This is a genomic window from Methylocystis borbori (assembly GCF_036576025.1).
Classification (GTDB): Bacteria; Pseudomonadota; Alphaproteobacteria; order Rhizobiales; family Beijerinckiaceae; genus Methylocystis; species Methylocystis borbori.
Genome location: NZ_JAZHYN010000067.1, coordinates 1 through 13,143, shown reverse-complemented (window position 1 = coordinate 13,143; position 13,143 = coordinate 1). Strand labels below are relative to the sequence as shown.

General features: G+C 63.3%; 11 protein-coding genes. 5 read left to right on the top strand and 6 right to left on the bottom strand.

All coding sequences use genetic code 11. The features are described 5' to 3' along the window. The 5 genes from V3H18_RS15460 to V3H18_RS15440 all read left to right on the top strand — a co-directional run. On the top strand, positions 1-899 hold an 899-nt coding region (locus V3H18_RS15460; RefSeq protein WP_332082964.1), incomplete at its 5' end, for a TolC family protein. A gap of 20 nt (positions 900-919) precedes the next feature. Continuing rightward, the gene (locus V3H18_RS15455) at positions 920-2,113 is read left to right on the top strand and encodes an HlyD family secretion protein (RefSeq protein ID WP_332082963.1); all 1,194 of its coding nucleotides are present in this window, start codon (positions 920-922) and stop codon (positions 2,111-2,113) included. 241 nt (positions 2,114-2,354) lie between these two features. Then, on the top strand, positions 2,355-4,913 hold the full coding sequence (locus V3H18_RS15450; RefSeq protein WP_332082962.1) for a plasma-membrane proton-efflux P-type ATPase: 2,559 nt from the start codon (positions 2,355-2,357) through the stop codon (positions 4,911-4,913). A gap of 26 nt (positions 4,914-4,939) precedes the next feature. Further along, positions 4,940-5,788, top strand: coding sequence for a polyphosphate kinase 2 family protein (locus V3H18_RS15445; RefSeq protein WP_332082961.1), 849 nt, complete (start codon positions 4,940-4,942; stop codon positions 5,786-5,788). Then, positions 5,785-7,203 carry an MFS transporter gene (locus tag V3H18_RS15440; protein WP_332082960.1) on the top strand — a complete coding sequence of 473 codons (1,419 nt, stop codon included), beginning with the start codon at positions 5,785-5,787 and terminating at the stop codon, positions 7,201-7,203. Before V3H18_RS15445 ends, V3H18_RS15440 begins: the two co-directional genes overlap by 4 nt. 143 nt (positions 7,204-7,346) lie before the next feature. On the opposite strand, the gene V3H18_RS15435 is transcribed toward V3H18_RS15440, so the two are convergent. The 6 genes from V3H18_RS15435 to V3H18_RS15410 form a co-directional block, all read right to left on the bottom strand. Further along, a complete protein-coding gene (locus V3H18_RS15435) occupies positions 7,347-7,733 on the bottom strand; it encodes a cytochrome C oxidase subunit IV family protein (RefSeq protein WP_332082959.1) in 387 nt (128 codons plus the stop codon). A 22-nt stretch (positions 7,734-7,755) separates the two neighbouring features. Continuing rightward, the gene (locus tag V3H18_RS15430) at positions 7,756-8,469 is read right to left on the bottom strand and encodes a heme-copper oxidase subunit III family protein (RefSeq protein ID WP_332082958.1); all 714 of its coding nucleotides are present in this window, start codon (positions 8,467-8,469) and stop codon (positions 7,756-7,758) included. Positions 8,470-8,485: 16 nt separating this feature from the next. Beyond that, the gene (locus V3H18_RS15425; RefSeq protein ID WP_332082957.1) at positions 8,486-9,196 is read right to left on the bottom strand and encodes a cytochrome c oxidase subunit 3; all 711 of its coding nucleotides are present in this window, start codon (positions 9,194-9,196) and stop codon (positions 8,486-8,488) included. After that, on the bottom strand, positions 9,193-10,959 hold the full coding sequence (locus V3H18_RS15420; protein ID WP_332082956.1) for a cytochrome c oxidase subunit I: 1,767 nt from the start codon (positions 10,957-10,959) through the stop codon (positions 9,193-9,195). Before V3H18_RS15420 ends, V3H18_RS15425 begins: the two co-directional genes overlap by 4 nt. A gap of 76 nt (positions 10,960-11,035) precedes the next feature. Continuing rightward, complete coding sequence (locus V3H18_RS15415) at positions 11,036-11,863, bottom strand: cytochrome c oxidase subunit II (protein ID WP_332082955.1); 828 nt, start codon at positions 11,861-11,863, stop codon at positions 11,036-11,038. A 164-nt stretch (positions 11,864-12,027) separates the two neighbouring features. Next, on the bottom strand, positions 12,028-12,729 hold the full coding sequence (locus V3H18_RS15410; protein WP_332082954.1) for an invasion associated locus B family protein: 702 nt from the start codon (positions 12,727-12,729) through the stop codon (positions 12,028-12,030). Positions 12,730-13,143 lie beyond the last annotated feature (414 nt).

Here is a 13,143-nt window from a genome sequence, read left to right as displayed (position 1 = left end):
AAACGCGCTACCGCACCGGGCTCGACGCCTTGGACGCCGTAGAGGTCGCGCGCGCCGATCTCGAAGCCGCCGTCCGGCGCGAGGCGGTCGCGCGGGCGCTGCTCACATTGCAACAGGACGCGCTGGCGCGGCTCATGGGGGAAGGCCCCGACGCGGCGCGCGATCTCTACGCCGGCGGCAAGGCGCCTTCGCCCGCGCAGCCGGCGCTGCCGAAAAGCCTGCCGATCGAACTGCTCATCCACCGCCCCGATCTCGCCGCCGCGCTGCGGCGGGCGGAAGCGGCGGCGCAGCGAATCCATGTCGCGAAGACGATGTTTCTTCCCTCTGTCGACCTCGCGATCATGGGAGGGTTCGAAGGATCGGTCACCTCGACCAAGATCAGCAAGCTCGCAGGCTATCTCTTTGCGCCTTCCGCGATCGGCTACGCGGTCTCTCCGGGCATTCGCCTGCCCATTTTCCAGGGCGGGCGCCTTTCGGGAAATCTCGAAGCGCAGCGCGCAGACTACGATCAAGCGGTCGACGCCTATAATGACACGCTGCTGCAGGCGGCGCAGCAGGTCGCCGATTCGATCGCCAATCTCAAACGCGCCCGCGCCGAACATGAGGCCCAGGGCCGGCTTCTGGGCGCCGCGCGGGTAAAGCTCGACCTCGCGCGCGCGCGTCTGCGCGACGGCATGAAGGATCGGCGCGAAATCGTCGCCAATGAAGCCGACCTGCTCGAATCGGCCTTCGCGCAGCGCGCGCTCGAAGGCGAGAGACTCATCGCGGCGGTGGATCTTTACCAGGCGCTCGGCGGCGGCTATGCCGACGGCCCGCATCCGGCCGAACCCAAGCCCGAGCCTGAAGCCGACCCGATCACCCCGGCGGTGGAAACGATCCGCTCGCTCGGCGGCGGTTAGCGAGTGATGTGATTCCGCCCATGCAGCTCTCTCGCAAGAACATTCGCGCCCGCAGGGAGTTTCTGCTGAAGCTCGTCGTCGGGGCGGCGGCGATCGGCGCGCTCGTCGCCCTTGTCGTCTGGTTCTTTCGCGACCGCAATTGGGTGACGACGGACAACGCCTTCGTCACCGGCAACATCATTCCCGTTTACGCCGACGCCACCGGCGTCGTCGCCGCCGTGCTCGCCGAAGAGACGCAATTGGTGAAGAAAGGCGAGACGCTCATTCGCCTCGACGGGCAGCGCGCGCGCGCGGCGCTCGGGCAAACCGAGGCCGAACTCGCCCGCGCCGTGCGAAACGTCGGCGCGCTTTTCGCCTCGCGGGCGCAAATCTGCCAGAAGGTCGTTGCGCGATCGGCCTTAAGAGACCGAACGCGGCACGATCTCGCAAGATACAGGCAGGCGACGCAAAGCGGCGCCGCCTCGCGCCAGCTTCTGCAAAACACCGAGGACCAGCTTGCCGCCCAGGAAGCGGATGTGCGCGAGGCGCGCGCCGAATATCAGGCCGTCGAGTCGCGCGTCGGCGGCGTGACGCGCGCGAACCATCCCGACATCGAGGCGGCGAAAGCGAAATTCAACGACGCCTATGTCGAAGTCTTGCGCCAGAACATTCGCGCGCCGGCGACGGGCTATGTCGCCAAGCGCCGGGCGCAAGTCGGCCAGCGCATTAAGCCCGGCGATCAGATTCTCAACATCGTGCCGCTCGATCACCTCTGGGTCGAAGCCAATCTTTGGGAAAACAGAATGGCGCGCGTTCGGCCGGGCCAGGATGCGATCGTCAAGGTCGATCTCTACGGCGCCGAGCAGATTTATCACGGCGTGGTCGAGGGACTCGTTCCGGGCTCCGGCGCCGTCTTCGCGACGCTTCCGCCCGACAACGCCACGGGCAATTTCATCCGCATCGTCCAGCGCATTCCGGTGCGCATCGCGCTTCGCGCCGACGAACTCGAAAAGCAGCCTTTGCGGCCGGGCCTCTCGACGGTCGCCTCGATCAATGTCGCCGGCCCGCTCCAGTCGCCCAATCAATCGATCGTCAAGACGACGACGAATGAATATGTGACGGAAGTCTATGACAAGGACCTCGCGGAGGCGAAGTCGCGCGCCGACAGGATCGTCAAGGAGAATATTATCGGCGCAGGCGATGAGGGCGACGCAGGCTGCGCCGCGGATGAATAGAACTCGCGAGAGCCGATTTTAAGCATGCCGCCTGCGAGGCGCGCGCCTCTCTTGGCTGAAACGCCGTCTGGCCGTAACATCGCAACCGCAATTTTTGAGCGATCCATTTACCCTAGCGCGCTTTCCGATCGGACGGGATCGTCCGATCGATCAGAAATCGCGCTAAATCGATAAAGTTGAGCAAGTTCTTGTCGAAAAAGTCTGTCAACTTTTTCGGAACTTGCTCTAGGGGGAGAAGAGCATGACGGACAGGGGCGCCCAAGCGCCGGCGCGCGAATCTTCGCCATCGAATTCTCAAGACGCCCAGACAAAAATCGCGCAGCGACTGGAGGCGTTGCAGGCGACGCGAAACGGCCTTTCCGCCGCCGAGGCGGCGCGCCGGCGCGCCCAATACGGCCCGAACGCCCTCGAAGACAAGACCGAAAGCAAATGGCGTCGGCTGCTCAATTATTTCTGGGGGCCCCTTCCCTTTCTCATCGAGGCGGCGGCGGTCATCTCGGCGCTGCGCCGCGACTGGCCCGATTTCGGCGTCGTCGCGGGGCTGCTCCTCTACAACGCCGTCGTCGGCTTTTGGCAGGACAATAAGGCCGCCAACGCGCTCGCGGCGCTGAAGAAAAATCTCGCGCCGCGCGCCCGCGTCTTGCGCGACGGCGCATGGACCTCGATCGCCGCCGCCGAACTCGTTCCCGGCGATATTGTCAGCGTCGCCGCCGGACAGATCATTCCCGCCGATCTTCTGCTCGTCGACGGCGATTATCTAAGCTGCGACCAGGCGGCGCTCACCGGCGAGTCGCTGCCCGTCTCGAAGAAGATCGGCGATGACGCCTATGCGGGCGCCATCGCCAAGCAGGGCGCGATGACCGGCGTCGTGACGGCGACGGGCGGGCGCACCTTCTTCGGCCGCACCGCGAAACTCGTCGGCGCCGCGGGCGCCGTCTCGCATTCGCAGCGGGCGGTGACGCAGGTCGGCGATTTCCTGCTGCTGCTCGCCTTTCTGCTGGCGCTGATCCTCGTCGGCGCGCAGCTTTATCGCGAAGTCATCGCGCCGCATGACTGGAGCTGGAGCCGCATTGGCGCGATCACGCAATATGTTCTCGTCTTGCTGATCGCCTCCATTCCGGTGGCCTTGCCGGCCGTCATGTCCGTCACCATGGCGATCGGGGCCTATACGCTGTCGCTGCAAAAAGCGATCGTCTCGCGGCTCAATGCGATCGAGGAGCTTGCCGGCGTCGATGTCCTGTGCAGCGACAAGACCGGCACGCTCACCATGAACCGGCTCACGGTTCAGGATGCGATTCCCTTCGGCGCCTTCAAAGGCGAGGACGTATTGCTCTTCGCCGCGCTCGCGACGCAGAAAAGCAGCGAGGACGCCATCGATCTCGCGGTGATGGGGGCGCTGACGGCGCCCAAAGCGCTCGACGGCTATAAGGAGACCGCTTTTACGCCCTTCGATCCGGTGAGCAAGCGAACGATCTCGACCGTCGTCGACAGCGCCGGCCGCACGCGCCACTACGCAAAGGGCGCGCCGCAGGCGATCTCCGCCCTCGCCAAGCCCGACGCCGAAACGCTTAAACGCTATCAGGACGACGTCGCGGCGCGCGCCGCCAAGGGCGAACGCGCGCTTGGCGTCGCCATGTCGGAAGACGGCGCGAACTGGGCGCTCGTCGGTCTGATCTCACTGATGGATCCGCCGCGTCCCGACGCCAAGGCGACGATCGCTCAGGCGAACGCCCTCGGCCTGAACGTCAAGATGGTGACGGGCGACGACGTCGCCATCGGCGATCAGATCGCCGCGCAACTCGGCATGGGCGATCATCTCCTCGTCGCGAGCGATATTTTCAAGGACGGAGCCGATGTGAACGCGCCGCCGCGCAGCGTCGTCGAGGCGGTGGAGCGCGCGGACGGCTTCGGCCGCGTCTTTCCCCAGCATAAATATGAGATCGTCAAGGCGCTCCAATCCGTGGGCCATATCGTCGCGATGACCGGCGACGGCGTCAATGACGCGCCCGCGCTGAAGCAGGCGGATTGCGGCATCGCCGTCAGCGGCGCGACGGACGCGGCGCGCAGCGCCGCCGCGCTCATTCTCACCGCGCCCGGCCTTTCCACCATCATCAACGCCATTCGCGTCTCGCGCCAGATTTTCGAGCGCATCGAGAGCTATATCCATTACCGTATCGCGATGACGCTCGACATTATGATCATCGTCGTCGCTTCGATCGTGCTGTTCGAGTTCCAGCCGCTGACGGCGATCATGATCGTCGCGCTGGCTTTGCTCGACGACATTCCGATCATGACGATCGCCTATGACAATGTTCCGGTCGCGCCGGCGCCGGTTCGATGGGACATGCATCGCATTTTGATCTTCGCGTCGCTCATGGGCCTGCTCTCGGTCGCCGAGACTTTCGGCCTTCTCCTGATCGGGATGCGCTGGGCCGTCGACGATCAATTGCAGCAGATGATTCCGCTCGATCCCGGCCAGTTGCAGACGCTGCTCTTCCTGCAGCTTGCCGTCGGCGGCCATTTGCTGCTCTTTTGCGTGCGAACGAAACATGCGCTCATCGCGCCGCCCTATCCTAGCGGCAGGCTGTTCTGGGCGATCGCCGCGACGCAAGTCGTTGCGGTTCTGCTCTGCCTCTATGGCGTCGGAGTCGTAGCGCTTTCCGGCGCGGCGATCGTCGGCGTATGGCTTTACTGCCTCGTCTGGCTCATCGTCCTCGACATTATGAAAGTTCTTTACTGGCGATGGGTTAAGAGGCGAGGGGCGGAGTTGGCGGAAGGCCATGTCGGCCTCGCCGCTTGAACGAACGCGGCGTCGGAGGGCAGGCGATGAATTTCATCAAAAGATTCCGGGTCGAGCCCGGCGCGTCGGTCGATCTCGAAAAGATCGATCCGGGCTTCCACGGCGATTTCGCAAATGACGTCGAAGCGAAAGACGAATTACAGCGGAACCTCGCCCGCATCACCGAATTGCAGAGAACATTCTACGCCGACAGAAGACATTCCCTGCTCATCGTCCTCCAGGGGATCGACGGCGCCGGCAAGGACGGCACATGCTGGCACGTCATCAGCGCGATGGACCCGCAAGGCGTCCAGGTGACGGGCTTCAAACAGCCGACGCCCGAAGAGCAGGAACATGATTTCCTCTGGCGCGTCCATCCGCATGCGCCGCAGCGCGGCTTTATCTCGATCTTCAATCGCTCGCATTACGAAGACGTGCTGGTCGTGCGCGTGCACAAGCTCGCGCCAAAGGACGTCTGGAAGGCGCGCTACGATTTCATCAACGAATGGGAGAGGCTGCTCGCCGTCGAGAACAACACGACGATCATCAAGTTCTTTCTCTATATATCGAAGGAAGAGCAACTCCAGCGCTTCAAGGAGCGCCTCGACGATCCCGCGCATCAATGGAAGATCAGCGCGAGCGACTATACCGAGCGCGACAAATGGGACGATTACATCAAGGCGTTCGAGGCGGCGCTCTCGCGCTGCTCCACGGAATATGCGCCTTGGTACATACTTCCCTCCAACCATAAATGGTTTCGCAATCTCGCGGCCTCGACGATCATCGCGGACACGCTGGAAGGCCTGAAGCTCGAGACGCCGAAACCGACCGTCGACATCGAGGAAATCCGCAAACTCTATCATCAGGCCAAAGAGGCCGGGGAAAAGGCGCGGTGACCGCCGCGCCTTCACATAAAGCTCTCCTCTTCGCGGCGCTCGACGATGCGCCAATGGGCTGGCGGCATTACGCCTATTGGCTCGCCGCCAGCGGCGGCGCATTTCTCGACGGCTTCTCGGTCACCGCGCTCGGCGTCGCCCTGCCGCTGCTCAAACGCGAATTTTCGATCACGCCGCTCTTCGTCGGCCTTATCGGCTCGGCGTTGGTGCTCGGCGCGGTGGTCGGCGCGGCCTTCGGCGGCGTCGGCGCCGACAGATTCGGACGAAAGCGGGTCTTCATCGCCGATATGGGGCTCATCGCGCTTGCGAGCTTTATCGGCGCGGCGGCGCCCGATTACCGCTTTGTCCTCCTCTCGCAATTCCTGCTCGGCGTCGGCGTCGGAATCGATTTTCCGACGAGCGGCGCCTATGTGTCGGAACTGATGCCGCGCAAGGCCCGCAACCGGATGACGGTGGCGACCATCGCCCTGCAGTCCGTGGGCATGGCGGCGGCGGCCTTCGCCGGCCTCGCCATATTGAAGCTGCGGCCGTCGACCGAAGACTGGCGTCTGTTGCTGGGCGCGGGCGGCGCGCTCGCCGCCCTCTTTCTCGTCGCGCGCGTCTGGGCGCCCGAAAGCGTGCGCTGGCTCGTGACGAAGGGAAGGATCGACGAGGCGGAAGCGCTGCTCAAGACGCTTTCGAAAGAATTCGGCGAGAACGCGCAAAGTTTCGAGACGCGCGCGATCGCGCCGCCAAGCCCGTCGCAGGAAGGCGCGAACGTCGCCGGCTTCGCGACATTGTTCAGCGCCGCCTATCGCCCCCGCACGCTTCTCGCCTCCCTGCCCTGGACGCTGATGGATGTCGCGACTTACGGCGTCGGGCTCTTCACGCCGGCGATTCTCGGCGCCTTGCGTTTCGGCGAGGCCGATACAGGCGTGATCGCCGAGGACTTTGCCGACGCCGAAGGCAGCGCCGCCGTCGACATGTTTCTCGTCATCGGCTTTGTCGCCAGCCTTTGGGCCGTGCCGCGCTTTGGCCGCATCCCGATGCAGGTCGCGGGCTTCGGCGGCATGGCGCTCGGGATGCTGTTGTTGCTGTTCGCCGCCATGGCGGGCGGCGGCGCGCACGCGCATATCGCCTTCGTCATCGGCGGCTTCATGCTGTTCAATTTCGCGATGAATATCGGACCGAACGCCACGACATTCACCCTGGCGCCCACTCTCTTTCCGACGGCGATCCGCGCTTCCGCCAGCGGCTTCGCCGCGGCCTGCGCCAAGGCCGGCGCAACCTTCGGCGCCTTCGTCGCGCCCCAGCTTCAAGCCGCCTGGGGGCTCACCGGCGTCATCGCCCTTATGACCTTCGTCAGCGTCGCGGGGCTCGTCGCGACAGCTGGTCTCGCGCATGTCGTCAATGAGGAAGGCGCGCTGGAAGAATAGCCGCGGCTCTTCGGCGCATTATGAAAGATGCGCGACGACGGTCCAGGCGCCCAGAAAAATAAGCAAGACAAGCGCCAGCGCCGAAAGCACGATCAGGATCGCCTTATCGCCGCTCCGCCGGTCTTCTCTTTTCATGGCGCGCCCTATGAATGCGCCATGAAGAAGAAATGGCGCAGATAGTTCGTGTAGTCGCCTTCCCACGCCATCATCGCCATGAGAACGAGGACGGCGAGGGGCGGCAGCAGAATGGCGACGACGAGCGCGAGACGCTCCCACGCCATATGCATGAAGACCGCGACGATGAGCCCCGCCTTCAACAGCATGAACACGACGATCAGAAACCAGCGCAGCAAGCCCTGAAAATCGAAATAATCGACGAGATAGGAGCAGGCGCTGAGCACGAAGAGCAGCGCCCAGACGAGAAGATAGAGCTTGATCGGATGCTGCTGGCCATGCGCCTGCGCCGCGGGTCGCGCCGCCGCCGCAATATGCGCGGGGCCGTGCGTCGTATTGTCAGTCGTCGCCGTCATAGATTTCTCCCTGCCCGGGATGTCACCACAGATAGAAGAAAGCGAAGATGAAGACCCAGACGAGATCGACGAAATGCCAATACAGGCCCATGATTTCGACGATCTCGTAGCGTCCCTTGCGGGCCGTAAAGAACCCGCGCTTGGCGGTGTCGTAATCGCCGCGCCATACCGCGCGGGCGATGAGGAGGAGGAAAATCACGCCGACCGACACATGGAAGCCGTGGAAGCCGGTGATCATGAAAAAGCTCGAGCCAAATTGCGCCGCCCCGAAGGGATTGCCCCAGGGCCGCACGCCTTCGTGAATGAGCTTGCTCCATTCGAAGGCCTGCATGCCGACGAAAGCCGCGCCGAAGAAGGCCGTCGCCAGCATCAGCAGCGCGGCCTTCCTGCGCTCGCGCGCATAGGCGAAATTGACCGCCATCGCCATTGTGCCCGAACTCGTGATGAGGTCGAAAGTCATGATGGCGATAAGGATAAGCGGGATTTTCTTCCCGCCGATGTCGAGCGCGAAAATTTCGCTCGGATGCGGCCATTCCACCGTCGTGGACATGCGCACCGTCATGTAGGAAATCAGAAAGCAGCTGAAGACGAATGTGTCGCTGACGAGGAAGATCCACATCATCGCCTTGCCCCAGGACGCGCTTTTGAACGAGCGCTGATCCGAGGACCAGTCTGAGAACATCCCGAGCAGCTTGCTGGTCTGGGTTTGATCCGAGGTGGTCGGCTCCGCCGTCATGGATAGGATCCCGTCTTCAAGAAAGCGCGCGGCGGCAGATGGCGCCGAGGCCATCGGCCCAGCCGATCAGCGCGGCGAACAGCAGCAGCCAGACGAACAGCAGGAAGTGCCAGTAAATGGCGCAAAGCTCGACGCTCGTCGTCAGCGCCTCGGTGAGGCGCGGCGCGATGCGGACCTTGTCGATCGTGCGCGCGAGCGCGACGAGGCCGCCGATGAGGTGCAGCGCATGCGCGCCGGTCAGCAGAAAGAAGAAGGCGTTGGCGACGTTGCTTGCAGCGAAGAAGCCTTCCGCGAGCAATTCGCGCCAGGCCCAAAGCTGGCCGATCAGAAAGAGACCCGCCGCGACCGCCGCGATCGTCAGCCCCGACCGCACGCGCGCCATATCGGCGCGCCGCGCGCCGTTCAGCGCCATCTGCAAGGCGAGGCTGCTCGCCGCAAGCAGCGCTGTGTTGAGCCACAAAATGGCGGGCGGCGGCGGCATCCGCCAGTCGGGCGCGTCGGAGCGCATGAAAAAGGCCGCCATCAGCAAAGAGAAGAGGCAGCCGGCGACGGCCAGAAATACCGCGAGGCCGACCTTGGCGGCCGGCGGCGGCGCGACGCCCCTGGCCCCCCGATATTGGGCGACCTCCCCCTCCTCGAGCCAGGGCGATTGCGTCACGCCCTGCCGAACGAGCCAGATGAGAGCGATGGAGGCGATGAAGACGAAGAAGAGGCCCATTACGCTCATGGCGAATGTTCTCCCTTCAGCGGCGGCGCGTTTTGCGGCAGATAATCCTCCGGCGCGCCGGGAACGCTATAGGCGTAGGCCCAGCGATAGACGACCGGCAAATGCTTGCCCCAATTGCCGTGTCCGGGCGGCGTCTCCGGCGTCTGCCATTCGAGCGAGGCGGCGCGCCAGGGATTGGGGCCGGATGGCGCGCCATATTTGAGGCTTTTGAACAGATTGTAGAAGAAGATCGTCTGGGCGAAGCCGACGACGAGCGCCGTCACGGTGATGAAAATATTGAGCGCCGTGGCGGAGTTCGGCACGAAAGCCGTCTCGCCCAATTCGTAGAAACGGCGCGGCACGCCCATCACGCCGAGATAATGCATCGGAAAGAATATGGCGTAGGCGCCGAGGAATGTGATCCAGAAGTGAATCTTGCCGAGCCGCTCGTCCATCATCCGGCCCGTGATCTTCGGATACCAGTGATAGATCGCGCCGAAGATGACGAGCACCGGCGCAATGCCCATGACCATGTGGAAATGCGCGACGACGAACAGCGTCGCCGATAGCGGCACGTCGACGATGACATTGCCGAGATAAAGGCCGGTGATGCCGCCATTGACGAAGGTGACGAGAAAGCCGAGCGCGAAGAGCATCGGCGTCGTGAAATGAATGTCGGCGTGCCAGAGCGTGAGGACCCAATTATAGACCTTGAGCGCAGTGGGCACGGCGATGGCGAGCGTCGTCACCGCGAAAAAGAAGCCGAACCACGGGTCCATGCCGCTCACATACATATGGTGGCCCCAGACCACCATGCTGAGCACGCCGATGGCGACGATCGCCCAGACCATCATCTTGTAGCCGAAGATGTTCTTGCGCGCATGAACGCTGATGAGATCGGACACGATGCCGAATGCCGGCAGCGCGACGATATAGACTTCGGGATGGCCGAAGAACCAGAAGAGATGCTGGAACAGGATCGGGCTGCCGCCGACATAATCCTTACGTTCGCCGAATTCGACGATCGACGGCATGAAGAAGCTGGTGCCGAGCGTGCGGTCGAGCAGCAGCATGACGCAGGCGACGAAGAGGCCGGGGAAAGCGAGGAGCGCCATCACCGCGGCGGCGAAAATCCCCCAGACGGTGAGCGGCATGCGCATGAGCGTCATGCCGCGGGTGCGCCCCTGCAGCACGGTCACGACATAGTTTAATCCGCCCATGGTGAAGCCGACGATGAACAGGATGAGCGAAACGAGCATCATCACGATGCCCCATTCGAACCCCGGCGTGCCGGTCAGGATCGACTGCGGCGGATAGAGCGTCCAGCCCGCGCCCGTCGGCCCTCCTGGAAAGAAATAGCTCGCGACAAGCACGAGGGTCGCGAGGAGATAGACCCAGTAACTGAGCATGTTGACGTAAGGGAACACCATGTCCCGCGCGCCGATCATCAGCGGAATGAGATAATTGCCGAAGCCGCCAAGGAAGATGGCGGTGAGCATGTAAACGACCATGATCATGCCGTGCATGGTCATGGACTGGTAATAGACATTGGCGTCGATGAAAGGGATGGCGCCTGGAAAGGCGAGTTGCAGGCGGATCACCCAGGAGAGGACGAGCGCGAGAATGCCGACCGAGATGGCCGTGCCGGCATATTGAATGGCGATGACCTTGGCGTCCTGGCAGAAGACATATTTCGTGAGCCAGCTATGGGCGTGATAAAGCTCGACGTCCTCGACCTCCGCGGGCGGCGGCGCGACGTTCTCAGGCACGCTGGCGTCGGTCATCCAACCATCCTCCCTTCGCGCGGCGCCCGATCACGGCGATGAAAGCCGTCGCGACGCAAGGCGCTTCATCGACATCTCATTGCGCGGACGCCCGCGCGCCCGCGCCTGCGTCGCTCTTGCGCGACTGTTCGAATGTCTGCTGCGCCGCGCGCCAAGTCGCGAAGTCGCCTTCCGACTCCACAATCAACTTGCCGCGCATCTGCGGATGTCCAGTCCCGCAATAGGCGGCGCAGAGAATTTCATATTCGCCGAGCTTGGTCGGCGTGAACCAGAAATAGGTGACAATGCCCGGAACGAGGTCCATTTTCGCACGGATTTCCGGGACATAGAAGTCGTGCAGCACGTCGATCGAGCGCAGCAGAACCTTGATCGGCTTTCCAAACGGCAGATGTAATTCGCCATTCGTGACGAGAAGATCGTCCTGCCCTCTGGAATCGACCGGACTGAGGCCCAGCGAATTGGTCGAATCGATGTAGCGGATGTCGCTCGATCCGAATTGATTGTCCGCGCCCGGCAAACGGAAGCTCCAGTTCCATTGCACGCCGACCGCCTCGATCTCCAAGGCGTCCTTCGGGACGGTGATGAACTGGTTCCAAACGAGAAGGCCCGGCGCGAGGAGAGCGACCACGGCGATCGTCGTGACGCCCGCGAGCCAAGCTTCGAGCTTCCTGTTCTCCGGCTCATAGGCGGCGCGCCGCCCTGGCTGGTGGCGGAAGCGATAGAGGCAATAAGCCATGAACAGCACGACCGCGACGAATCCCGCCCCCGTGATCCAGAAGGTAAGGGCCATCGTGTCGTCGATGAATCCCCAGTTCGACGCGATCGGCGTCGCCCGCCAGGGACTGAGAAAATGAAACAAAAGCGAGCCGGCCACGACGAGAGTCATGACGAACGCAATCATCATCGCGCTTGACCCCGCTGTTGGAGCGAAGGGAAGGCCGCCTTTGATTCACATTTAAGCAGGCTAAAGCCTGCGCGTCAAAACGTCGCAATTCGCGCCGTCGCAAATAAGAAAAACCCGCGCAGCCAAGCCGCGCGGGTCGAGCGAATTTTTTTAAGACGGTCGCCTTATTTCTTCGGCGCGGCCGGGGCGGGGGCCTTTTGCGCCTCGAGCTTCTTGCGCTCTTCCTCGGCCTTCTTCTGCAGCTCTTCCTGCAGCTTCTTCTGTTGTTCCTCAAGCACCTTGGGGTCGACCGCCGGGCCGTCGAAGGCCTTGCCGAAATTGGTGAGCGGCAAATAGAAGGTCACTTCGCTGTTTTGCTGATTCTTGACCACGATGGTCAGCTTCTCGGCCTTCTTCATGCCGTCGATGACGGCCTTTTTCACCTTGGCCTCGGCAAAGCAGCCATTGGGGAAGCAGATTTCGAACGCGCCGGTGTCGAAGGGCCCCTTATCGACGGCGAAACGGAAACCCGGCTTCAGCAGCAAGCCCGGCGGCAGCAGCAGACGGATGATCTTCTGATCGTCGGCCTTGGGATCGTAAATCGCGAGCGCGAGCAGCGGCTGGGGCGCCTCGCCCTCCTTGCCGGAGACGCCGAAATCGCGGGTCGTGTAGCAAATTTCCTTTTTCGTCGCCTGATCGGCGCCGCAGACCTTGGTCCAGTCGGGCTGCACCGCGACGAGATCGGCGGCGATCGGAGCTTGTGGCTGCGCTTGTTGCGGCTGCCCCCCGGCGGCAGGGGCCTGCTGCTGGGCGAACGCGCCGCCGCCGATAAGCAGCAGCGCTCCCGCCAGAGCGATCGCGCAAAAACGCGGGAATTGAGTCGACATCGGAAGTTCCTTTCGATCGTCAGCTAGCCGGCGCTGTCCGGCCCCGATATGGATTTCAAGGTCGCGTCATCGCGGGAGGCCGGCGGGCGTTTCCGTCAAGAACGATCTCGCTCTAGCCAGCCCGCGCCCTCTCCCGACCGAGAGACGCCGACGAAGCGACGGCAAAGCTCTTACATGGTCGCTGCGGTAAATTCCAGCCGCCTGCGCCTCACAGCCCCGTCGACCGGGGCTTTTCCCGGGAAAACGCCAAAAATGGCCGGAATTGAGCCTGAACCCGCTTCCAACGGCGCGGCCTTGGATTATGGTCTGCCCATGATGCTCGACCCGATTCACGCCCTTCGCCCCGCTATTGGCGAGGGGGCGCCCCGCGGGCGCCGGCGCGCGCGCTGGCCGGGCTTCGCCGCCCTCCTCCTC

Coding starts and splice junctions, on each gene's coding strand:
- V3H18_RS15455 (WP_332082963.1), top strand. CDS start 920: ATGCAGCTCTCTCGCAAGAACATTCGCGCCCGCAGGGAGTTTCTGCTG.
- V3H18_RS15450 (WP_332082962.1), top strand. CDS start 2,355: ATGACGGACAGGGGCGCCCAAGCGCCGGCGCGCGAATCTTCGCCATCG.
- V3H18_RS15445 (WP_332082961.1), top strand. CDS start 4,940: ATGAATTTCATCAAAAGATTCCGGGTCGAGCCCGGCGCGTCGGTCGAT.
- V3H18_RS15435 (WP_332082959.1), bottom strand. CDS start 7,733: ATGACGGCGACGACTGACAATACGACGCACGGCCCCGCGCATATTGCG.
- V3H18_RS15430 (WP_332082958.1), bottom strand. CDS start 8,469: ATGACGGCGGAGCCGACCACCTCGGATCAAACCCAGACCAGCAAGCTG.
- V3H18_RS15425 (WP_332082957.1), bottom strand. CDS start 9,196: ATGAGCGTAATGGGCCTCTTCTTCGTCTTCATCGCCTCCATCGCTCTC.
- V3H18_RS15420 (WP_332082956.1), bottom strand. CDS start 10,959: ATGACCGACGCCAGCGTGCCTGAGAACGTCGCGCCGCCGCCCGCGGAG.
- V3H18_RS15415 (WP_332082955.1), bottom strand. CDS start 11,863: ATGATGATTGCGTTCGTCATGACTCTCGTCGTGGCCGGCTCGCTTTTG.
- V3H18_RS15410 (WP_332082954.1), bottom strand. CDS start 12,729: ATGTCGACTCAATTCCCGCGTTTTTGCGCGATCGCTCTGGCGGGAGCG.